The following is a 23,384-nucleotide window of genomic DNA, read 5'->3' on the forward strand; positions in this document are numbered from 1 at the left end:
AGGGAATCTCACTGAAGAGGAAAATAAATTTCTCACAGCTTTACTTTCCGATTTGCAGATGCAGTATTTAGATAAGAAAAAAAATGCTACTGCAAGCAACTAAAAGCATAACTTTTCACATAATATAATATTTAAATCGGAGGCCAATTATGACTTATAGATTCTTTAGTTTTATTGCTGTCATACTTTTTTCCGTGGCTTGTCATGCTCAGAAACAGTCTGAGGTTTTACAAGCTGAAAAGATTCAACTCCCCAAAGTAGAAGATGGTCAACCCTTACCTTCAAATCTGTTCATTGAGTTAGCCAAGAAGACCAACCCCAGTGTGGTGAACATCTATACCGAAACTCGCCCTAAGTTTAATCAAGGACAAGTTCCTGATTCCCTAAACTTTTTCTTTGAACAATTTTTTGGTGCGCCCAGAGGCTCTTTCCAAAATCCACAGATCCGCCCCATGCAATCCTTAGGAACTGGTTTTGTGATTCGTAATGACGGTTTAATTTTAACCAATGCCCACGTTGTAGATAAAGCCGACACAATCAAAGTGAAGTTTCAAAACGATGAGACAGAGCACATCGCCAAACTGATCGGCAGTGATGCCAAAACGGATGTGGCCCTTCTTAAAATTGAGACTAAAAATAAATTGGCCGCTTTAAAACTTGGGGACAGCAGTCAATTACAAGTAGGCGAATGGGTTGCGGCTTTTGGTAACCCCTATGGACACAGCAACACCATCACTAAAGGGATCGTATCCGCGTTAGAAAGAGACTCAGGTGGTCTTAATCTATTTCCCTTCATTCAAACCGATGCCAGCATTAACCCTGGAAACTCTGGTGGTCCCTTGGTCAATATGAAAGGTGAAGTTGTGGGAATGAACACCGCTATTGATGCCCGCGCACAGGGAATTGGTTTTTCCATTCCTATCAATAACGTCAAACAGCTCTTGTCTGAACTTGAAAAAACAGGAACCGTTCAACGAGGATTCTTGGGCATTGAAATGCACGGGCTAGATGAGAGCATTGCCGCCTCACTTAAGCTTCCCAATACAAAAGGCGCGCTTGTGGCCAATGTGATGCCTGACTCTCCTGCAGAAAAAGCAGGTATAAAACCCTATGATGTTATTGTAGAGTTTAATGGACAAAAGATTGAATCTCCCAACGACATACAAAGAGCTGTGGCCTCTACACCCGTAGGACGCGCTTCTAAAGTGAAAGTGCTTCGAAATGGCAAACCCAGTACATTAAGTGTCATCATAGGCAGCTCTGCAAAGAGTGGGGCTCAGAATGAATCCACACCCAATGCCCCTCAAAAGCAGCAAAGTCTTGCCTTAAAAGATTTTGGTTTAAGTGTCAGTCTGCTCGACAATTCTCTTTTGAACCGTTTTGGATTATCGCCTAACACACAAGGCATTCTGGTCACTGGCGTTGACCCTTACTCGCCTGCTTTCAAAGCCGATCTTAGAGCGGGGGATGTCATTCTGGAACTTAACCGCAGTAAAGTGACCACCGTGTCTGACTTCCAAAAGCGTTTGCAAGATAAAAACTTACTTCGCATTCAAAGAGACAGTCGCACTTTACTGACCTTAATGTCTAAATGAGTCTTTAAAATATTTTAAAGTTATAACTCTTAACTACTTGTTCTACACAGTAAGAGCATCAATGATGATGATGCTCTTTGTTGGGCTTTTGAGCGGTCTCTCTAGGTTGCATATTGAAATGCAGCAGAAGGTTTTGAGTACCATCACTAAAAGTGATCTTGACCTTTTCAGAGTCTTTGAATTTTTTAAGAGGATCAAAAAGCATAATATGGTTACCGCCTGGCTTTAACTCGAAGGTCTCATTGACCCCTAGCTTTAAAGACTCCACCTTTTGCATCTTCATCATTCCATTCTTTTCGAGGGTCTCATGCAGTTCAACAGCTTTAAACCCTTGGGCACTGACAATTTTTAGATTGAGTTCTTTATTCCCCACATTTTTAAGCGTACCGTAACCCGCAGTCACCCTCACACCATCTAAAGGTAAATACACAATCCCCTGCTCGACGGCCAACTTGGTCTGCCCGCGAACGTTGGCGTTGGCGTTGGCGTTGGCGTTGGCGTTGGCGTTGGCGTTGGCGTTGGCGTTGGCGTTGGCGTTGGCGTTGGCGTTGGCGTTGGCGTTGGCGTTGGCGTTGGCGACGGTCAGCATAGAGGTCACCCACAACATGCTGGCAAGAACAATCATACTTTTGGTGTTTATCGTTATCACTTTTTTTACTTTGATCATTATAATTTCGCCCTAATCATTTTAAAAACTTCATCTGCGTCTCTGGGGTTGGGAATAGTGCTCACCACCATGCCTTTGGAGTTTAAAAAATACAGTCTATCAGTATGTGAAATCGAATATCCTAAATAAGAACTTGGATCTTTCTCGAGTAAATAGCTGGAGTAAAATTGCGACACTGTTTTTTTAAGCTGCTCTTCACTTCCACTGAGTCCTACAAATTCAGAAAAAAACTGCTCGGCATAATTGGCCACCTCCGTGTCAGTGTCATTTTCATGATCTACACTGACAAAGACCAACTGAACTTTTTGAAGCTCTTTTTCACTCAGTTTTTGAAAGGCTTGCGCGGCCACGCTCAGACTCATAGGACAGACATCAGGACATTTTGCGTAGCCAATGTATAAAACATTAAGTTTCTTAGTGTGGTCTGAAAAACTCCAAGGCTGATCACGAAAAGAAAGTGTGAAGTCTCCGCCATAGCTGGGTTCGGTCTGCCCCCGCATCACTTCCATCATCACAAAAACCAATATGGCCGCCAAAAATGCCGAGACACCTAAGGCCTGCAGAATGTACTTGATTGAAATCTTTTGCGAAGAGGATGTGTTCATACTGTTAAAAGCTAAACCTTATTTCGCAGGGAATCTCAACTGAATGACAGGTAATGCAACACATTGTCATCCTCTTGTCAGTGGTGACCATGATGATGAGAGTCTCCGCCCCCATGACTGTGAGGGTTTCCATGTCCCGAAGGGGCTTCAGAGTCTTCCAGCACATCTAAGGCAAAAGTTTGAGTTTCAAAAGTTCCGTCTGCACCGATCAAAGTGAGGCGAACTTCCCAATCCCCACCCATAACAAAATAGATGTTAGACACTTCATACACTCCGATAAGAGCCTTTCCGTTTTCATCCACAAGATTTTGCACCAACGTAGGCGCAGACCCGTGGTTCATACTGGGCATCCACAGCACCACCTCAAAATCACCACTTGGACTCACTGACGAATGATCTAAAGCACTCTTCCATTCTACTCTTAGACGAGACTCCGCACCTACGACAGGTCCCAACTCCCACATCACATGGGCGTGCACGCCTGCCTGTGCAAAAGTCAGATGCACCATAGGAGCAGAAGAACTTGGCGCATGCACGTGTCCACTATGAGCCAAAACCTGACCTATAAAAACTCCCCAGACTACAGTCATTGCCAGAATTGCTCTTACACACACCTTTGAAATTTTCATTTCCACTCCTTTAAGCTCTTTTAACATAAACGTTTTGTGTGATTTAGCGTAATTTTTGCATTAGGACGAGTCTTTTTCATAGGCCGCAACATCATGTTGCACTTTCTATCCTTTAAACCCTATGTTACAGCTTGAACCACAGCTCACGAGGGAGTTTATGACTCGGTCTATTTTATTGTTCTTGTTTATCACATTCGGGCTATCTGGGTGCGCAGATCGTAAATATGAAGTCGTTCAAAACGATGGCTCTAGAGCTCACCAAGTTACAGCCCCAGGCTCAGATGAGGACAGTTACGATACAGAAAAATGCACTTTGAGATTTAAAAATTCCGATCTTTGTCTTCTTTGGACATGGGAGTCCCTCCCAACACCTCAAAACCCTGGGGTTCTTACTTTTAAAATCACTCGAGAAAATCTTTTAGATGGCACGCCCATTCCTGTGGACATTTCTACGCTGCCCGCAGTGGTCTTATGGATGCCCAGTATGAATCATGGCTCTACACCTACCCAAGTTGAACAGGTGGACACAGGAAGCTTCAGAGCTACTCACGTGTTTTTTATTATGCCTGGTGAATGGGACATCCGTTTTCAAATCAAAGAGGGAATGCAGGTTCAAGATGAAGCCGTTCTTACTCTTATCATTTAATGTAGCATTACATTTTTTTCTAAGCACTTCCGAGGCCTTTGCCGCCGCCTGCTGTGGAGGAGGCTTTGCTGCACCCTCTATCATTTCTGGTGATGAAAAGGCGCAATTTACAAGCTCTTACTCTTTTACTGATGTGGTCATCAACACTGTGGATGCCCGAGGAATTTGGCGCAAGTGGGACGAGAAGCAAAGCGTGATGGTGATGCAACTCGAAGGGGCGCACTTAGTTTCAGATCGCTGGCAAGTAGGAGCCGTTGTGCCCGTCATCCAACGCTCTTACATGGGACAGCAGTATTCGGGGCTGGGAGATGTGTCTGTTTCCTTAGGATACGAATATTTAACCGATTGGGACTATAACCCTCTCAAACCCAAAGGCATTGGTTTTTTACAACTCACCCTACCCACAGGAAAATCCCGCGCAGAATCAGAAGTGGGAGGACTAGACAGTCGTGGCAATGGGTTTTGGTCTATAGGAGCAGGAACCCTTTTGACTAAAACCTTAGGAGCCTTTGATGTCTTTGGACTTGCAAGTCTACGTCACTCTTTTGCTAAAGATACCACTAATTCCTATTTACAGGGCACCCTTCATCCAGGATGGGGAGGAAGTCTAGGCATAGGAGCAGGTTATAATCTTAAAGCTTTTAGGGTAGGCACTTCTCTGACATGGTTTTATGAAGACCCTATTGATATCGATGGTACAACTTCCTATATGGGTTCTGTAGAGCGATATGCGACAGCCATGTTTTCTGTAAGCTATTTAAGTTCTACACAGTGGGCCACAACTGTCAGTTACCTAGATCAAACACTATTTGGCTCACCCATCAATACTAGTCTTGGCAGAACAGTGTCTGTTCTGATACAAAAGAAATGGAATCGATAACCTTTAAGGGAGGGATGACCATGTTAAACGCATTTACACAAAAATTGAACTTACCTGTCGAAGAATTTACAACTCCAGATCCCATCACCGCAGATGAAAATGCCTCTGTAGATGCGCTGTTAGAGATCATGACCCAATACAATGTCAGACATATTCCTATCATGAAAGACGGTGTTGCCACAGGCATCATCAGCCAACGTGATCTTAAAGTGATTCAAGGTCTTAAGGATGAACATAAAAATCTGATCAAAGCCTCAGACATCATGGCCAAAAATCCTGTTACTGTCAGTTGTTCAGAAACTTTAGACGAAGTAGCCTTCACCATGTCACAAGAAAAAATTGGCAGCGTCCTAGTCAACGATGATAACGGACTGCTTGGCATCTTTACAGTCACTGATGCTTTAAATGCTTTGATTGAAGTGATCCGCTCTGCACGCTAAACTTCATTTTAGATTTTAAGCTTCCGCAGCATCTTTTTTTCACAAAAGCTTCAGAACAAGAGCGCGCGCGAGTCTAAGGTGATAACAAAGAACCCTTTCAAGCGTGACTTTAAAATAAAAAGAGAAGGTTTTACGACCTTCTCTTTTTTTAATTATTGATCTTTTTTCAGATCTTATTATCTGTAACCACAACCTGCACTTAACAGAGCATCAAAGAAGGCTCTACAGTTATTGATTCTTGGACGTTTATTACTTGGAGTGCTTGATGTTGGGTTTTGTGCTTTACCACGGCAATAGCTATTGTAGTTTTGCAAGTTCGTGGTCGTTGCAGACCCCTTACTTCTTGAGCACGAAAAATCAGGCCATAAAGCGTCTTGTGCAGGACGTGAAGGTGCGAAGATTCCACCTAAAAATCCACCAAGACCTCCGCCTCCACCATTGTTGGTGTTACCACCACCATTGCCGTAGTGCCCGCCGCCATTTCCATAATTCTGGCCATAACCATCATTTTGTCCATAACCGCCACCGTTATTATTGCCGTACTGACCGTAACCAGAACCACCGTACTCTAGATTTCGTTTTAAGTTTGTTAATAATAAATTCAACTCATCTTGATTTAGATCACCAATCCACTTTGTGCTTCTGGGAAAGGTTTCTGTAAATGTGTAAGTCAAAATATTTTGATACTTTGCAGACTTGACCTCTTCCAAAGCAGCTACAACAGGAGCATGATCTGCATCACGCACCTTAAGCGGAGTGGGAGAAAAAGAAGAGAGACCTAACATGTAGTCCACAGCGTCTTGCAGCACCTCTCCGTCAGAAGAGATCTTTGTCAAACAGTCAGAGTCCGCCACTGTGTGAAATCCACCATCAAAAAATCGAACAGGGTAAGGGTTTTTATTTTCACACTTTACAGTCTGTGGTGAATTAGGACGTGAACTGTAAATCACCTTTTTATAAGATTTTTGTCTGCTGTAAATGCTGTCAAAATCTTTAAATTTATCTAATACCATCTTGGCTTCAACAGGAATCGTATCTTTAGGACCACCGTTTAAGATCGCATCTAACATATAAAGATCGTGATCTTGTAAACGGATACACCCGTGAGACTCAAAACCTCTTCTTAAACCATCATCATCAATCTGATAGTGAAAGCCCACTTCTCTATAGCCTTCATAATAGTTTACAGAACCTGAACTGGACATTCTGCTCTTATCAATGATTCCAATAAATGGACGACCTTTGTAATAAGAAGGTTCTATACGCGCTTCTTGGTTAGGAGCACCTGTCCACACACTTCTTTTAACAAGAACTGAGTTTTCAAATTTAAAATCCGCAAAGTTACCACTACGTCCTGGCAATAACAGAGACATTGAGTTAATCAAACTTTCTTTACCCATCAATGAAGAACGAATATCTAAGGCTCCTGCAGTGATAGGAAAAACTTTTGTGATCCCATGATTATTATCGAATAAAATAGCCTTTTGTGAAGCCAACTCTACTCTCAATTCAAAGTCAGTTTCGCTCAGAGAAACTTCGTTATACACTTTTTTTACTGTGGTCTTAGCTATACTCTTAACACCACTGGCAGTAGGTACATTGACCTTGTTATGCCAGTTGGTCTCGATGTTGATCTTTCTAAAGTAATATCCACCCCTTTCTGAAGAGTGAATAAACAGCATCAAATCAATATCAAAAACTTTATCTTCACCTGTCACATCCCAAATGCGCTCATAGCTCACACCTAAAATGGCATCTCTTCTGCGATTGACTCGGGTATCTGTCACTTTAAAAGTGTTCTTGCCATCTGCATCCTTAGTCACATGCCCTAAAGGACCAATAGCACTGATCTGAGAACCTTTATCTGCATAAAAATCCACATTCGCACCTGCATATTTAGAAGCATCCGCCTCCATGTCCATAAGGATATGATTTGAAGTCCCTGGCATCGCTTTGTCGTGCTTAGCTACATCACGAAGATCATTATGCTTTAGATAATTGAATCTTTCGTTAAGAGCCTCTTGCACCAAAGAGTTGATTGTTGGTTCTGTAGCTTGGGCTTCTACATCTTCAACCGAATCATAAATGATCACAGAACCCTGTGCCCAAACAGTGGTTGATACCAAAAGACCTAGCAAAGTTTTTAAAGTAAGTTTTTTCATAGACTTAACCCCTTTTAGGCTTATTAAGGCAAATTAGATGCCAGCCTAAGAGGGAAATTGAGCCCCCTAACTGTCTAACCCCTTGACACCCACGTCGTAGATGGGCCCTCTTTGCTTGCTCGTTAGAATTTAGATTAGAGTTTTTGGTATATACGTTGGGTTTTGTAAACACTTTGTGGGCCAGAGATATATCTGCTGACTAGGCAAGCCACCAAAGCAAATGGGCCGATCTGGTAGCCAAAGATTTCCATGGCCATGATAGTGCAAGCTATAGGTGTGTTTGTCGCAGCACCAAAGACAGCAGCAAACCCTAGGGCTGCAAGGAAAGAAAACCCCAAAGGAATCATCACTGAAAGTGCGCTACCTAAAGTTGTGCCCACAAACACTAGAGGAATAAACTCCCCTCCTTTAAAACCTGTTCCTACAGTTAAAGATGTAAAAAGAGACTTGAATACAGGATCTTTAAACGACGTCACCTGCTCTAGTGAAGCTTGAATATGGGGAATTCCTAAACCCACATACTGATACGACCCTTCCCAATAAAAAAGCCCCACCAAAAGTAAGCCCCCCACAAGGGGCTTAAGTGGAGGATAAGAAATCAGACGCTGACCGAGCTTTTCTATAATATGGGTGGTGACAGTAAAAAAACGCGCAGCCATGCCAAAGGCAAGCCCCGCAACAGCCACCCAAAATACAACTTGTAAACTTAAATCAGGAACTTCTGGAATGGGATAATGTGTGTGAGGGGCATCCAATAAAATTGTAATTCCATATCCGACAAAAGAAGCGATCAAACACTGGTACAGAGCAAAAAATTTAAAACGTCCAATATAGATCATCTCCATACCAAAAATCACTCCAGCCCAAGGAGCACCAATGGCCGCCGCAAAACCTGCCCCCGCACCAGAGACCAAAAGAACTTTTCTTTCTTCTGCTTCAATTTTAAAAAAACGGGAAAGTTGGTCTGAAAGAGACGCTCCCATTTGCACCGATGTGCCCTCTCTCCCCGCAGAACCCCCAAACAGATGCGTGACTAAAGTACCAAGCAAAATAAAAGGCGCCATGTGAAAGGGGATGATTTTTTTAGGTGTGTGAATCTCATCAATGATAAGACTGTTTCCTCTCTCAACATCCTGACCAAATTTATAATAAACCCAACCTATACCCAATCCCGCTATAGGAAGTAACCAGATGATTGCGGAGTGGGCATTGCGAGTATCAGTCACCCATTCTAAGGAAATTAAAAAAATAGCGGCAGCCAAACCTGCAAAGATACCGCTAAGACCACTAAAAAAAGTCCATCGTAAATAAGAATTTAAAGTTTTGATCTTGTTCAAGGCACACTCCTACTCTTAGTATTTAGAACGGGCCAATTCATCAAGAATGGGACATTCTGGCCTATCGTTCCCATGGCATTTCTTAGCTAAATGTTTTAAGGTTTTCACCATGGAATCAAGTTCTGCAATGCGATCTTCTAATTCCTGCACGTGCGCTAAGGCCAAGTTCCTCACCTCAGAACTAGAACGAGATTTGTTTCTCCAGAGGCTCACAAGTTTTTTGATCTCTTTCATGGAAAATCCAAGCCTGCGTGCACTTTTCACAAAAATCAAAATGTTCACATCAGCCTCTGAGTAATTGCGATACCCAGATTCCGACCTGGTGGCTTTAGGAATAATGCCCACAGCCTCATAGTGTCTGATCAGTTTGGCATTGATTCCAGAAACTTTCGCGGCTTCACCTATATTCATACAATTCCCCGTATAGTCATAAGAACTACAGCTCTACTACGTTCTTCAACAGAAAATACAATAAAATTCATAACCTTACAATTATTTAGAATGTTGTCTTGACCTTCCAATTGTTGGAAGGTTTAGAATGATTCACATAATAACCAAGACGACTTGATGAACCCCTTAGAAGAGCACATTAAAATAAGACTTGGGACAAAAGGAGAATTTATGGATCATCACAATGATAAAGATCAAACAACAGGCTGCTGTGACACTCACAGCACCAAGCCCGCTTTACTTGTGACCGACCCAGTGTGTGGAATGCAAATAGACCCTAAGACCGCTAAGGGAGGAAGCAGTCACTTTGAAGGACAAGAGTATTTTTTCTGCAACCCTAAATGTAAAACCAAATTTGATGCTGACCCCAGAGCCCAACTTGATAAAACACCCGTCGAGGTTTCTGAAGCCGACAAAGAGAAAATCTACACCTGTCCTATGCACCTTGAAATCCGACAAAAAGGCCCTGGCACTTGTCCCATCTGTGGAATGGCCCTTGAGCCTGAAGAAATCTCTTTAGAGGATGCACCTAACCCTGAGCTAGTGGATTTCACTCGACGTTTTAAAGTGAGTGCTTTTCTCGCAGTCCCACTACTTTTCTTAGCCATGTCAGACCTTATTCCTGGCCAACCCGTGCAGCACACACTCCCCCACTGGCTCTATGCGGGACTCCAACTTTTACTGGCTACCCCCGTGGTTCTTTGGGGTGGCTTGCCTTTCTTTGAAAGAGGTTGGTCCTCTATCAAAACTTGGAATTTAAATATGTTTACTCTGATCGCACTTGGTACAGGTGTGGCTTATATTTTTAGTATCGTGGCTACATTTTGGCCTCATATTTTTCCAGAAAGTTTTCGAGTTCACGGAGGCATGGTCCCACTTTATTACGAAGCCTCAGCGGTCATTATCACTCTTGTGTTATTAGGACAGATTCTTGAGCTTCGTGCCAGAAACCAAACAGGAAACGCCATTCGTGCCCTGATGGAGCTTGCCCCTAAAACTGCAAGACGAGTCCTACCCGACGGCACTGAAGAAGATGTCTCTATCGAACACATCAAGCCCCATGATCTTTTCAGAGTGCGTCCTGGAGAAAAAATTCCTGTTGATGGCGAAGTGACCGAAGGCCAAAGTGTTGTGGATGAATCCATGATCACAGGCGAACCCATTCCCGTAGAAAAAGAAGTTGGAAGTCAGGTCACAGGTGCTACGTTAAACACTACGGGCTCTTTTGTCATGAAGGCCACCAAAGTGGGTTCGGATACTCTTTTATCTCAGATTGTAAAGATGGTGACGCAAGCTCAGCGAAGTCGCGCTCCGATTCAAAAGTTAGCTGACACCGTGTCCTCGTATTTTGTTCCCACTGTGGTTGTGGTCTCGATCATCACTGCTCTTGTATGGTTTCTGATTGGACCAGAACCTAAGTTGACCTACGCTTTAGTCAATGCCGTCGCAGTTCTGATCATTGCCTGCCCCTGTGCTTTGGGGCTAGCCACTCCGATGTCCATTATGGTGGGCACAGGCAAAGGAGCCACTCATGGCATTTTAATTAAAAATGCTGAAGCTTTAGAGGGGCTAGAAAAAATCACAACGCTTGTGGTGGATAAAACTGGAACTTTAACTTTGGGAAAACCTAAACTCTCAGAAGTGCAAACCTTAAACGGTTTTGATCAAGAGCAGGTTTTAGCTCTGACAGCCTCTTTAGAAAAATCCAGCGAACATCCGTTGGCAGAAGCTATTGTATCGGGAGCACTTGAAAAACAAATAAAGTTGACTCCTGTGACAGACTTTAACTCTGTCACAGGGATGGGCATTACTGGCACCGTGCAAGGGCACAAAGTGGTTGCAGGCAATCGACGCCTTCTTGAAACACATGGCATCGAGTATCAGCAGTTAGTAGAAAGGGCTCAAGTCCTACAATCTCAAGGACATGGAGTCATGCTGATCGCGATTGATCATCAGCCCGCAGGAGTGATCGCCGTAAAAGACCCAATCAAAGTAAGCTCCAAACCTGCTATTGAGTATTTTCACAAACAGGGAATCGAAGTGGTGATGCTCACTGGCGACAATCAAAACACGGCCCATGTTGTCGCTAAAGAGCTTGGCATTGACAAGGTCATCGCTGAAGTTCTTCCCGATCAAAAACATGAAGTGATTCAGCAACTGCAATCTAAAGGTCAATATGTCGCGATGGCAGGTGATGGCATTAACGATGCCCCTTCACTTGCGCAGGCTCATATTGGAATTGCTATGGGCACAGGCGCTGATGTGGCCATTGAAAGTGCAGGAGTCACTCTGGTCAAAGGAGACCTGACAGGAATCATGCGTGCCCATCGCTTAAGTCACCTGACCATGAAAAACATCAGACAGAATCTTTTATTTGCTTTTGGTTACAACACTCTTGGCGTCCCACTTGCTGCGGGGCTTTTGTATCCTTTTTTTGGAATTCTATTAAGTCCTATGATTGCAAGTTTGGCCATGAGTTTAAGTTCCGTATCAGTGATTGGAAATTCATTACGTTTGCGAAGTTTTGATTTGGATAAATAATTGAACCTGTCTCATTCTGAGACAGATTTATGTTTTTTTATGCACACCAACTAAGGTCTTAAGATTTTAGTCAAGTCGAGGTTCATTTTAGCCGTTAAGTCATAGAAGAAGTCGAAGGAGTGCAGCATGAAAATCACCGATGTGAATATATTTCCAGTAAACGAAGAAAGATTAAAAGCTTACGTGACTATCACTATTGATGATTGCTTTATCATCAGAGACCTTAAAGTGATTCAAGGGCATGAGGGGCTTTTTGTAGCTATGCCCTCTAAGAAACGTAAAAATGGCGAGTTCAAAGACATCGCCCACCCTTTAAATCAAGAGACCCGAGCCATGATCGAAAAGGCCGTTTTTGATGCCTTTGAGGCTGAGGTGAGATCCTTAGAGTCCTCTTTAGAAGGTATAAAAACAGGTTCATAATTCAAAATCGTCCTATTTTATTAGCAAGGGGCCGCGTTTTGTTGCGCGGCATTCATATTGTACTTGCCTGATTTCACTAGATTATCTAAAAATAGACCTGATTCTAATTCGTTGGGGTATAGCCAAGTCGGTAAGGCAATGGATTTTGATTCCATCATTCCCAGGTTCGAGTCCTGGTACCCCATCCAATTTTCCTTCCAAAAAAATTAGCACTAAAAAAAGTTAAAAGATGTCAGGCACCTGCCTGATTTGATTAGAGAAAATGCGTTTGAAGAGTATTTCACGAAATTTCGATTTATTTCGATGTCTGGTGACCTTTTGGTGACCCGTTGGTGACCTGAAATCTGGCGTTTTTTTGCAGACTCATTCGGTATTTTTCTAAGGTTTGGACATTTCTCGTCTAAGCCTCTTCCCCTCAATTTTTAAACCTATCAATCCCAAATTTTAAACCCATTTAAGGAGGTTCCCATGATCCCAAAACAACTTATCAAAATCGCAATCGCTACGGTTCTTATCGCTGCTGCTTCTGGACAGCTACCCAAGCTCATCCAACTTACTAGAGTCGCGCAATATCAACTGCTCAAAGACTCACAAGCATCCAAATGGGGCAAACCCATGCTTCTACCTATCAAAGAATAAACGACGGGCTGACTAAGCTCTTGTCGGATTCCATCTCTTAAACTCCTGACTTTTAGGTTTAACTGACGGTCGCTCCGACAATGTTCCTGATTCGCCCCTTCGCAGGTCTCGCGCCATACGTTTCACTCCTGTCACTCACCTCTGCTCGCTTCGCTTGGTCGGGGCGAGGCCCTTTGTCTTCTCTCCCTTTTTCCCTTTTCGGGCTTCTCAGAACGCAAGCGAAGAAGCCCCTACAAGGGGAAAACAACAACCTAAAAAGGAGTTATTTATGAGAGAAGAAATCCAACAAAAACTTAATCAACTTGCCCTTAATCGTTCTATTCCATTTTGCTATCATTGCTATGAAGAGGCCCCAACTGGCTGTTGTAAATCTTGTGGTTCAGATGATCTTATGCGCTTACTTCCAGAAGTGGGCTGCGAGTATGGTACTGACTGGATCATCAAACACATTTTAGAAACTGAGCTTGAAGCTTTAGACCTTGAAGAGTCCTTTGAAGACCTCATGCGTGGATGTTATCCAGAAACAACTCAAGTTGGCTGGATGGAATTTGATACTGTCACTTTGATGAAAGAAAATGATCCTATAGCTTGGCGTTGTGCACTTTCTGATTACGAATCAGAAGAAGAGTCTGAAGGAAATACTATTTCTTTTGATTCAGGCTCTACCATATTATTCTGTGCTCGATCTTGAGTTACTTACTGGGTGATTCAAGATATTTATCTTTTCCAAAAAATTTTCCATTCTTTGCCAGACTCAATTATAATAAAGTCGTCGTCTTTTTTATTAAAGTAGTACCAAGTATATTCTTTTAACTCTTTAGCAAAGTCTTCGTTTAAAATTTTTTCAGCGTCCTCGTGTGATTTAAAGGAAGGAAATAGTTTTTCGAGTCTTCTTTGATGACCAGTGTCTGGATAACATTTCTGAATCATTTTGTTAACAAGATGATCTAATGAGTTTTCTACATAGTAATATGATAGGTAGTAAGTATCGTCTTTTTGGATGTCTACACGATAAGGCTGAATCCTCTTTCCTCTGGTTCCGTCTAACCAAATAAGTGTTAGATTATCTAAAATAGTTCCGTTATATTTTACAAAAAAATCTCTTCTTTTGGAATTTTTATCGGGAAAATTAATACTCCACGGCTCAACATAGGATTCTGAAAAATCTTGATCTTTTGCAACTATAGTAAATTCTGGAAATCGTTCATGGAAGAAATACAAATTTCCATTTTCATTGTATCCGTAGCTCCACATTTGAAGTTCGTGTAAATATTTAAAAAGTTTTTCTTTTGGCGTGAGTTTGAATCCAAAGCGCTCATAAAACATTTTTTCAACAATATGGTCTGCTGTTGTGCTATTGACTGGTGTATTTGTGTCAGCAACACGTGAAAATATAGCTCCTGCGCGTAGAGGACGCCCATTTGAAGTATAGTCCTCGGTAAGAAAATAAGGTTTTTCATCTTCATTTTTGATGATTAAAATATCAATTTCATGATTTTGGAAACATATTGTTTTTAAGGATATTTTTGGGATTTTATTTAAGCGCGCAGATCTAAGGATTGTGATTATATTGGCAATACTCTTCCTTTTGTTATCGGTTTCAATTCCACATATATTCTTATTATCTTGAACGCCAAAAACTAAATATCTATCTGAATCCGTGATTGAGTTTGCTAAATTCAAAATATCATGGATCAAGTCTGAGTTTGTAGAAGGATACTCTTGCTTGAAATCAAGAGCTTCATTTTCTTGTGAGCTAAGCAAGTCATCTATTGATAAATTATTCATAAATTCCCTTTAGAATATTTTTTATATATAAAGACCTTATAACTTTGGCGGTTCTCCCACAAAACTGTAAACTCAAAACTTCGGCGAAATTCTATAAACATCTGCTCCGATAGTAACCTCAACCATCTTGGAACTAACAAAGCTTATGATAACGGAGTGAGGATCCATCCCTTTTGAATCTATGTATTTTTTAAAGTAAACAGCGTAATTTATATTTTTATCATTATCTCGAACAGATTTATATTTTATTATATCAGGTACTTTCATGTTTTTTATGAATTTGTGAGCATGCGAATAAGACTTACGGCTCATAACTCCTTTGGGAGTTATTTTAGAAATATCTTTAATCTTAGGTTTATTAGTCAATTTCAAATAATAGAGAGCAGCTTTCACAGGCTTGTTCCCATGAATAAATTTTTTATTATTCAGTAAATGAAAACAGTATTCATAAAAAGTCGTCTTGTCATTTTCTGAAACGTAAATAGGAATAGGCGAAAAATATGGCGGGCAAAAACGGGATTCATTAGCATTTGCCTTTCGCGAGAAAACCTCTTCCAACATATCGGATGCAGAGAGAAGGCTTTGCATAGCCTGAATCTCCTCAATAGAATCTAAAAAATGCTCAATATCTGCCGTCTTTGGCGCGCATGTTCTAAATATGTTCATGGGTTAGATAGATGACTAATTATGTCTCGGGTATAACTTAGGTTTTTTGGATTTTCTCTTATCAACTCAAGCGGAGATCTATCGCCCATCCCCTCATTGGCCTCTCGTAGCCAGTCAACTCTATCTTTTACAGATACAAATAGGTTTGTCAGTGCTTTATAAAGCTCTATGAACTCAAATAATTGATAATCATTCATGTCGGGTGTTTTTGAAATTGGAATAGTTCCTTTTTTTTTCCATTCCGAAATAGTGGTAGGCTGACGACCAACCAACACAGCCAACTCGGCTTGATTCAAGCCCCACTCTCGCATAATTCCAAATATAACTTTGAACAAAGCCTGTCCTTTTACAGCATTATCATCATTATCTTTTTCGATCTTTTTTGCATTAGTAAAGTTTAAAACTGTTTCCATAGAAGTACCTCTCACCTATATAATATCGGAAGCTTTCACAATTTTCAATACAAAATTGGATATATATATATATATTTAACTACAATATATATATCTTATTGTTTTTACTTTATTTTTATAAATATCCAAAATTTGATATTTATAAATTTATTATCAATATCAACTTATTTTGAGACGATCTGGTGCAACTATTTCATCCTAAAAAAGGTAACTTTTGGTAACCAGTCCTTAGAAAAGTTCTGAAATATCAAGAAACTACAAAAAACGCGTCACCCCATCCAATTTTCCTATTTAAAAAATTAAAAGAGGTCAGGCGCGTGGTATTCTGTGTGCTAATATTTAATGTTCACTATGAAACGAGAAGATCCAGAGTTTTTTCACCCTTTGAAGTACCTATAATACTTTACTCATCTATTCAAACTCTCTAAACTCCTTAGAAACATATCTTCTATATGCAGCCAATTGCCTTTTCAACTCATCTTTTAATTCATTGTCTAACCGACGAGTTAGCTCACCAAAATGCGCTTCATAGGTTGAAAGTGTATAAAAAAAGTTATTTAAATTTTGTCTGACTTTATCTTCATCATCTTCATAAAAAAGAGCAGAATAACCAGGATGATTTTCGTTAAAAAGAACCGTAACTTCACCCTCTTTATTGACCATTGGAGCCCATAGGCAATCATAAGGCAAATGATCGACTATCATCCACCATTCATCTTCCAAGTCTTCCTTTAAGTCATCTTCTATTCCTTTTTGCTTATCATCATAACCTGGAATTGCATTAGAAATTTTGTTGTCTCTATCCATTCTTAAATCAGCTGGAGAAGGCTTTCCCTTTCCAGATTTTTTTAGTTCTTCATCGGCCTTTTTCTTTTGCCATTGTCGCTTAAACTCCGTGCCCTCATCCCTATACCTGTCTTCGCTATCCGAAAAAATTTGATTTATATACTGCTGGTTGAGCTTGGCAGTGACGTGGTCTTGTATTTCTGGCTTAGTCTTGGTGTGGTCCACACCCATTAAATTGTCTCCATCATCAGAAAACTCTATCAAAATTCTACATGGGCTATGATGATGCGAAAATGCTCTTGTCCCATACCACCCTCCTTGAGTAATCAAACGTCCATTTCGGGAAATATATAAACCCTGCTCTTGAATTTTTAATTGAGCTCCACCAAATTGGGGAGAAGCACTTTTTAGAAACATTCTTAGATTTTTTCTTTCTTTCTCAGACCAATGGCCACCACGACCTAAATGTGCTGCAGATACTTTAAAAATTACTTTTGATCCATCATCATCTTCAATTTCAATCTCTTTCAATGAATATGAATGATAATAATTTAATCGAGAGTTCTTCTGTAGCTCAGGAAGGAGAGGGTTTATTGGGTCAACTGGTGCCCTATCTATCATGATCACCAATTCATCTCGTTCCAACATACCATAAAAGGATAACCCTAAACGATTTCTTAAACTATCAATTAAATCTGCTCTTACTTTACGTTTGTTAACTTGTCTAATTTCAATGATTGTCCCGTTTGTAAGGCCCGTCTGATTCCAAAGTTCCGTTGGCTCGATAGATACTTTTATTAGATTATCTTTGCTCTTCTTTCGCAAACTTTCTAAGGGCATCTCCACATAATAAAATGTCCCTCCTCTTCTTCTTGTATGAATGCATATTATATCACCCAAACTAAACCCTGCCGATTTCAATCCAACTCCATACTTTCCCTTTTGACCTTTTTTTGCAGATTTGTGACCAGCATTTCTCCATGGAGTAATTGCTCCCTTAAGATCGTCTTCATTCATTCCTTCGCCATCATCTACAATTTGGATTCCTTCATCTTTATCTATGTATATGTGAATCACTGTAGCTTTCGCATCCACACTATTGTCAACTATATCGGCAATAGCTTCGTGAAATGAGTATTTGAATCCACGAATGGACTCAAATAGCCCTGAAATTGGAACCTCTAAAGGTAAGTCGAACTGAGTTTTCATTTTGATCTCCCTATCTAAACTCGATGGCATTATACATTTTAATATACTATCTTTAATTTACAGACTTCTGCATTTTTAAAAACTCCTTTCGCCACAGGGTTTCTTATTTCATGAACAACTTGACCCAAATTCACATCTACCAAATACAAAAATGCCAACTCCCCCAAAGCCCCAAGACGTTCCATCTCATTTTTTGAAATAAAAAATGTGTTTGATGAACCGAACGCCTTTACTTCAATAAATCTTGGAGTCACTGGATGACCTACAGAATCTATAGATTCTATATCATACCCCAAAGAAGTATTGTCAGAGACAAGAGTAACAAATTTCGAAGCACCACAAATTTTTAACCGTGAAAACTCATAATCCAATGCTATTTCCTCAGCCCTATCTCCAATTTCTAATCTATTCATGGCGCTTTCCGTGTATTCAATTTAAGTTCGTCAAGCAAAGCCTGCTGGCTATCCAACTTTGCAAATTGTCGTGTAGCCTGCCTTCTTAACCTCAATTCAGATGGAATAGCATATATATATCGAAAACCACCCTCAGGAAAAATATACGGTCTCCTAATCCGAAACTTACTTTGGTAGAAGTCAGCCCCGTTTGTTGTGATTTCATAGAAAAATGCTATCCTTGCTCCCGATTCCTGAAGATTTAATCCAGTGGAACCCACTCTGTAATTCGCTATCAATAGTTTGCACTCAGGATTTCGATTGAATTGATCAATGGCCTTTTGTTGACACTCTGGTTTCCTACCAAGAAGGAGAACAGAAGAATTCGGGTCATCAGTATGGTAGGTGCCACTTAAGACTGCCTTTCCGATTTCTGGAAATTTGTTGTAGACATGGGAAATAGCGGCGTTTGTGGTACAAAAAATAATTGCCTTTCTCCCAGCCTCAATCTCTCTAGATATTTCAGCTACAAGATGAGAGTCCAATTCACCTTGATTTCTATAGGTAAATTTCACCTTATCTACAGGCGCATATGATAGATCTTCTTCTCCCGATACGAAGGCCATACCTTCTAATATTTGATAGTCTTCAGGAGGAATTTCATTCCGATAATGCTGCTCTGGCAAAGGATCACTAACTAGAGAAAGATATCCTCTCACGTCTTTAGGCCCTTTGGGCATCGGTGTGGCAGTACTCAAAATAACTCTTCCAAAGAATGGAGCCACACGTCGAACCGATTTGCTAACTCTACTTTTTACATTTTTTAAGGCATGAGCCTCGTCTGGCAATAAAACTGTCTCCCTACCATGAAACCTATTCGTAAATGCCCTCAACTCGTTTGTAAAACTGTGAACTTTTGAATAAGGCAAAACAACAATGTCACAGTTTGTTGTTTCAAATCGACATTGAATTTCATGGTTCGAGGCACAGGAGAGATCTTCAATGGTTAAATCAAAATATTTAGCAAACTTTCTTACTTCTCTCGAATACACCCCAGTGGCAGTGTTTGGAGACAGTATTAGTGCTCTAACCCCACCTCTATCCTTAAGAAATTGTAAAACAGTTAGCATTATTATGGTTTTTCCAGACCCACAAATAGCCGAAAGCAAAGTGATATGGTTTCTTAACGAAAGCAAAATCCCCTGCTCTTGAATTGCTCTAAAATCAACACCTAGAGATTCCAAATAACTCAAAATTTCCAAATCAGTATATTCATTGCAACCATATCTCAACTTATCAGCCCATTCGGCCTTCTTTTGCCTATATTCTACATCCTCTTCTGGAACCCGAATACCAAACCCACGCCCTCTTAAAAAATCTCTAAGAGGGCCAACCATGCTACTTTCAATTTTCGCGAGTCTAAGAGTAAAATCTTCTAATGGTGGGTTAACTGCAAATTTAATTGCAGAATCAGCCGCGGGTGGCCATCGTAAGAAACTTGCGCCTTCAATTTCATCATATCGTATTTCAACTGTATTCATAACAATCACCTACACCAATGTTTTTTCTAAACTTCTAAACTTTTGTATTTGTGTTTCGAGCAAAGAAACAATGTCTGAGGCAACTGTTTTGTCTTGAAGTTCAAATGTCCTATTCCACTCCCTATCTAGAGCCTTTCTCACCTCTTTTACCGGACTTTCTGATCGAATCATTGCTAATCGAACATTTGCAGTAAGTTCTCGCAAAGAATCAATGCTATTTAAATCAACCTCTCCATCGTAAACCGATACCAAAATGGGATCTGACGGAACTGAGTGGGAAAGATAATTAATTGTTGTTTTAACATCATCATGCGCCACCTGGTGCTTGATATATGCATGCATCAAGTTATCCAAATGTTGCAGTCTCACAAACTCACCTTTATGCCTTAACTCTTGAAATTCATTCTCGTTCAATTGGTCACAAGTCGCGAAAGTCTTAAACTGATTCTTTCTCTCCTCAGGGCTAACGCCGATACGCTCACAGACTTGATCCATGAAGATTGAACGCCTCTCTGCCGTTAAGACTTGATTACGCTTTAAACCAGTTCTCTGCATGATTTCACCAATTTTTGCTTCTCTTTTTGACTTGTCTTCAACGCCTCTCAATTCGTTATACACAACTCTAGCTCGTGCATAATTTGTGTGAAGCACCTTTGATGGATTGGCCTCCGGATGATCTCTCAAAAATTTTTTTGTACTTTCATCGATGTTCATCGCAATCAGCACTCGAAGCTTTTCAATACCCGCATCCTCTGCAGCTATTCCCCTACGATGTCCATGAATTTTTTGTACCCTCTTCATGCCTGGATTCAAATAAGCAATAATTGGTTCCGAAGCTGAAGGAATAAACTGTAATGATTTAACCAAATTCTTATGCTCCTTTGGAGCTTCAATACGAATTCTTTCCTCTTGTTTTTCTTTAGAAACATTCTCTCCACCCCAACGAACATTGTATTCATCAACGTCCATTTCGACATTAGCTAAATCAGCCTCTACCCATTGGATAATCTTTCCGTCAGGGGTTATAGATTCAATTGTATTAATAATATTTTCTTCGCCAACAATGGCTTTATAATCAAAACTCATTTCAAATTTCTCCTAAAATTCTTTAAATTGATAAATAAAAAGATATAATCCCATGAATGGGAGTTAGAATAATAAAATTTTTTTAGGAGATTAATTAGGTAATAAGAAAATGTAGCATTACTGCCTCCTTTTTTACCTTCGCTAAAAAGCAAAGAGCCAAAGTAAGTATTGTTTACTGGAGTATTTGAAAATGTTCCCTTCCAAAGAAAGCGATCACTTTTAAAGTACACTCACAAAGCATTATATCAAATTCGAATTCTAAAGTCAAATTTATTGGCATTCCAACGTAAGTAGTTGAAATAATAATCAAAACCTCTTTGTTGAATTGAATGTTGTTCTAGGGTTTAACTAAATTAGTTTAAAACCAATCGCTCGAAATAAAATTGAAATGTGCATTTTGCCACTCAAATAGATCGCTTCTTTCTATGAAAAAGAACAACCTCTTTGCACTTGTCAGAGGATGCAGTTCTATTAAACCATTTTCTATTTGGAACCTCTCTCCATAAGCGGCCGTCAGGACTAGACGTATCTATATTACGAATTTCCTCAAATCCTGTTTCATTCAAAGCCGAAAGGTACAACGGTAATTGGTCTTTTAAATTATTGAAGGCAAGAACCTGAACAAATACACCATTCTTTTCCATAACCTTGTTAAGGTTTTCAAATGCTAACATCATGTTTGTGATATAGATTTCCAAACTAGCAACGCCATCCCTTGATCCCATGGTATAAAATGGCTCACTTTCAATCTGATTACTATCAATTATCCAATATGGGAGTCTTGTCTCTAATCTTCCATTTACCTGCCACTTATTATAAAGAATATGTCTTTCAGGATAAGGAGGGGACGTTACAACCAGGCTAAATGGCTTTCTCGAAGTTTTCCACTCATTAGTGACATTTGGTTCAGATGCGCTTTCCAGCCGAATATGTGTAGATGGGATAAAGTCTACAGGATTTGAGTTAAATTCAAGATAAAGCTGAAAAGACATATCAATTTGAGAGCTTAATGTTTGTTTGTAAATCTCCTCTGCCTGTCTAATTGTTTTCACCAACAGCCTTTGTTCCACTTCCAGTTGCCCAAGCCTTAACAGAGCTCCCTTTGCGAAATTTCTTAGCTTGTTTGTTGGTAGTACTCTAATAGCTGAAGATATCTTTCGAGTAGAAAGCTCAATAATTTTTGGAATGTTGGTAAAATAAATCTCATCACCAGCTCTATACTCAGGCTCTTGATCATTAAGGAAAAGAGCTGAAGCCCATTCTAAAAGCTTACTCGCCTCCCCTTTTGAAATAAGAGTTGTTTTTAGTTCTGCTGAAAACACAGCTAATTCATTGATGTCAGTTCCAACAAAGTTACGTCTTGCGACCATGGCCTCTACCGCGCAAGTCCCCCCACCGACAAAGGGATCAAGTATCCAATCATCTATTTTTGAAAAACTATTTATAACTGCTTTCGGAAAGCTTGGAGGGAAGCAAGCAGGATATTTATATAAATTATGAGTCCAGTTATTAATTTTTTGTTTATGAGTAACACTATCTCTCACTTCAGATAGTGCCAACCTAGTACTACGATGTGATTCTTTATTAAGTAATCTTTCTAGCATGATGCTCCCATAATAAATTACACAATATCCTTTTGTCTAGGCCAAATAGTTATTCCTGGTCAGAAGTCCGTACAACCGCTCATCTTTCTAATAAATTCTAAATATTATATAATATTTAAATTATATTTTTAAAATTATAACTTTTATATTATACTTACATAAAACAAATGCAAGGTATAAAGCAGTGAAAAAAAAGAAAGCTATTATCCCAAAAACTAAATTTAGATTTTCGGAGTTACTTGGAGACACTTCTATTCTTGAGTTAGCAGACGAAATGGGCGTAACTTACACTCAGCTTTATCCTTACAAAAAACCTGGCGTAAACCCTACCCTACTTGCAATGGAACAAATTGCAGAAGCTCTTTCTCGGATTAGGCACGAAAAAATAACCGTAATCGATTTGATTGATCCCAAAGGAAAGAAAAAAAAGAAGAAGTCTAAATAAAAAGCGACAACACATTAAATGTTGCCGCTTCCATAGAGTGAATGGCGAAAGTCAGTTACTACTCATAGTCAGGAGTTTGCGAAAGAACTTCCACAAGCTCATCTTCAATGACACCACGTCATTTTCCGTCGCTATTTTCACAAGCCACCATTTCCTTCGAAAGACCTTGTGCTGCACAAAGTGGTCTAAAGGCTATGGGTGCTTGAAGTCCATTTGCCATCACCACAACTCCACATTGTAGAAGGTCTTTAGGTGGGTTGTAGCCTTTGCAAGGGTCAAAACCACCACCGCCAAATAGACGCAGACCTGCCTGAAGAATTGAAAAAAGCTATTCGTGCCCGCTACGGCATTGCTGGTAAAAAAGAGAAAAACGCCCCTCGAAATAGTGTTAAAGCTCCTAAACAAGAGGGAGGAACTGTTTTCAGTTCTCCCCTCTTAATTAA

Annotated in this window: 22 protein-coding genes, 1 tRNA gene and 1 pseudogene; 10 read left to right on the top strand and 14 right to left on the bottom strand. The window is 40.2% G+C overall.

What is annotated here, in order from left to right; all coding sequences use genetic code 11:
• Positions 1-149: 149 nt before the first annotated feature.
• Positions 150-1,595 (top strand): Do family serine endopeptidase, encoded by a 1,446-nt coding sequence (locus M9899_04340; GenBank protein ID MCO5113387.1) that lies wholly within the window; start codon positions 150-152, stop codon positions 1,593-1,595.
• A gap of 58 nt (positions 1,596-1,653) precedes the next feature.
• On the opposite strand, the gene M9899_04345 is transcribed toward M9899_04340, so the two are convergent.
• The 3 genes from M9899_04345 to M9899_04355 form a co-directional block, all read right to left on the bottom strand.
• Entirely contained in the window at positions 1,654-2,262 is a 609-nt protein-coding gene (locus M9899_04345) for a copper chaperone PCu(A)C (GenBank protein ID MCO5113388.1), read from the bottom strand.
• A complete protein-coding gene (locus tag M9899_04350; GenBank protein ID MCO5113389.1) occupies positions 2,262-2,867 on the bottom strand; it encodes an SCO family protein in 606 nt (201 codons plus the stop codon). The genes M9899_04345 and M9899_04350 overlap by 1 nt, the downstream gene beginning before the upstream one ends.
• A 77-nt stretch (positions 2,868-2,944) precedes the next feature.
• On the bottom strand, positions 2,945-3,496 hold the full coding sequence (locus M9899_04355; protein ID MCO5113390.1) for a FixH family protein: 552 nt from the start codon (positions 3,494-3,496) through the stop codon (positions 2,945-2,947).
• A gap of 157 nt (positions 3,497-3,653) precedes the next feature.
• On the opposite strand from M9899_04355, the gene M9899_04360 reads away from it, so the two are divergent.
• The 3 genes from M9899_04360 to M9899_04370 are packed head-to-tail and all read left to right on the top strand — an operon-like array spanning position 3,654 to position 5,462.
• Positions 3,654-4,142: a hypothetical protein gene (locus M9899_04360; GenBank protein ID MCO5113391.1), complete on the top strand. Its 489-nt coding sequence runs from the start codon at positions 3,654-3,656 to the stop codon at positions 4,140-4,142.
• Positions 4,114-5,022 (top strand): hypothetical protein, encoded by a 909-nt coding sequence (locus M9899_04365; protein ID MCO5113392.1) that lies wholly within the window; start codon positions 4,114-4,116, stop codon positions 5,020-5,022. Before M9899_04360 ends, M9899_04365 begins: the two co-directional genes overlap by 29 nt.
• A gap of 20 nt (positions 5,023-5,042) precedes the next feature.
• On the top strand, positions 5,043-5,462 hold the full coding sequence (locus tag M9899_04370) for a CBS domain-containing protein (protein MCO5113393.1): 420 nt from the start codon (positions 5,043-5,045) through the stop codon (positions 5,460-5,462).
• A 176-nt stretch (positions 5,463-5,638) separates the two neighbouring features.
• On the opposite strand, the gene M9899_04375 is transcribed toward M9899_04370, so the two are convergent.
• The 3 genes from M9899_04375 to cueR all read right to left on the bottom strand — a co-directional run bounded on the left by M9899_04375 (position 5,639) and on the right by cueR (position 9,372).
• A complete protein-coding gene (locus M9899_04375) occupies positions 5,639-7,624 on the bottom strand; it encodes a hypothetical protein (protein MCO5113394.1) in 1,986 nt (661 codons plus the stop codon).
• Positions 7,625-7,758: 134 nt separating this feature from the next.
• A complete protein-coding gene (locus M9899_04380; GenBank protein ID MCO5113395.1) occupies positions 7,759-8,961 on the bottom strand; it encodes a chloride channel protein in 1,203 nt (400 codons plus the stop codon).
• Positions 8,962-8,976: 15 nt separating this feature from the next.
• Positions 8,977-9,372, bottom strand: coding sequence for a Cu(I)-responsive transcriptional regulator (gene cueR / locus M9899_04385; protein ID MCO5113396.1), 396 nt, complete (start codon positions 9,370-9,372; stop codon positions 8,977-8,979).
• A 210-nt stretch (positions 9,373-9,582) separates the two neighbouring features.
• Here cueR and M9899_04390 point away from each other — a divergent pair, with 210 nt between their 5' ends.
• The 5 genes and pseudogenes from M9899_04390 to M9899_04410 all read left to right on the top strand — a co-directional run bounded on the left by M9899_04390 (position 9,583) and on the right by M9899_04410 (position 13,702).
• Entirely contained in the window at positions 9,583-11,952 is a 2,370-nt protein-coding gene (locus M9899_04390) for a heavy metal translocating P-type ATPase (protein ID MCO5113397.1), read from the top strand.
• A 126-nt stretch (positions 11,953-12,078) separates the two neighbouring features.
• Positions 12,079-12,336 (top strand): annotated as a pseudogene (spoVG, locus tag M9899_04395) (septation regulator SpoVG).
• Between the two features lie 148 nt (positions 12,337-12,484).
• Positions 12,485-12,560 (top strand) — tRNA-Gln (locus M9899_04400).
• A 280-nt stretch (positions 12,561-12,840) separates the two neighbouring features.
• Positions 12,841-13,011, top strand: coding sequence for a hypothetical protein (locus M9899_04405; protein MCO5113398.1), 171 nt, complete (start codon positions 12,841-12,843; stop codon positions 13,009-13,011).
• A 268-nt stretch (positions 13,012-13,279) separates the two neighbouring features.
• Positions 13,280-13,702: a hypothetical protein gene (locus M9899_04410; GenBank protein ID MCO5113399.1), complete on the top strand. Its 423-nt coding sequence runs from the start codon at positions 13,280-13,282 to the stop codon at positions 13,700-13,702.
• Positions 13,703-13,728: 26 nt separating this feature from the next.
• On the opposite strand, the gene M9899_04415 is transcribed toward M9899_04410, so the two are convergent.
• The 8 genes from M9899_04415 to M9899_04450 form a co-directional block, all read right to left on the bottom strand.
• Positions 13,729-14,799: an ATP-binding protein gene (locus M9899_04415; protein ID MCO5113400.1), complete on the bottom strand. Its 1,071-nt coding sequence runs from the start codon at positions 14,797-14,799 to the stop codon at positions 13,729-13,731.
• Between the two features lie 72 nt (positions 14,800-14,871).
• Entirely contained in the window at positions 14,872-15,387 is a 516-nt protein-coding gene (locus tag M9899_04420; protein ID MCO5113401.1) for a hypothetical protein, read from the bottom strand.
• Positions 15,388-15,461: 74 nt separating this feature from the next.
• Positions 15,462-15,878 carry a hypothetical protein gene (locus tag M9899_04425; GenBank protein ID MCO5113402.1) on the bottom strand — a complete coding sequence of 139 codons (417 nt, stop codon included), beginning with the start codon at positions 15,876-15,878 and terminating at the stop codon, positions 15,462-15,464.
• 411 nt (positions 15,879-16,289) lie between these two features.
• Entirely contained in the window at positions 16,290-17,873 is a 1,584-nt protein-coding gene (locus M9899_04430) for an ATP-binding protein (protein MCO5113403.1), read from the bottom strand.
• Positions 17,874-17,911: 38 nt separating this feature from the next.
• On the bottom strand, positions 17,912-18,286 hold the full coding sequence (locus M9899_04435; GenBank protein ID MCO5113404.1) for a DUF3883 domain-containing protein: 375 nt from the start codon (positions 18,284-18,286) through the stop codon (positions 17,912-17,914).
• Positions 18,283-19,806 carry a DEAD/DEAH box helicase gene (locus M9899_04440; GenBank protein MCO5113405.1) on the bottom strand — a complete coding sequence of 508 codons (1,524 nt, stop codon included), beginning with the start codon at positions 19,804-19,806 and terminating at the stop codon, positions 18,283-18,285. Before M9899_04440 ends, M9899_04435 begins: the two co-directional genes overlap by 4 nt.
• Positions 19,807-19,815: 9 nt before the next feature.
• A complete protein-coding gene (locus M9899_04445) occupies positions 19,816-20,892 on the bottom strand; it encodes a hypothetical protein (GenBank protein MCO5113406.1) in 1,077 nt (358 codons plus the stop codon).
• A 404-nt stretch (positions 20,893-21,296) separates the two neighbouring features.
• The gene (locus tag M9899_04450) at positions 21,297-22,496 is read right to left on the bottom strand and encodes a site-specific DNA-methyltransferase (GenBank protein MCO5113407.1); all 1,200 of its coding nucleotides are present in this window, start codon (positions 22,494-22,496) and stop codon (positions 21,297-21,299) included.
• Between the two features lie 184 nt (positions 22,497-22,680).
• Here M9899_04450 and M9899_04455 point away from each other — a divergent pair, with 184 nt between their 5' ends.
• Positions 22,681-22,941: a hypothetical protein gene (locus tag M9899_04455; GenBank protein ID MCO5113408.1), complete on the top strand. Its 261-nt coding sequence runs from the start codon at positions 22,681-22,683 to the stop codon at positions 22,939-22,941.
• Positions 22,942-23,384: the final 443 nt, after the last annotated feature.

Source organism: Pseudobdellovibrionaceae bacterium (assembly GCA_023954155.1).
Classification (GTDB): Bacteria; Bdellovibrionota; Bdellovibrionia; order Bdellovibrionales; family UBA1609; genus JAMLIO01.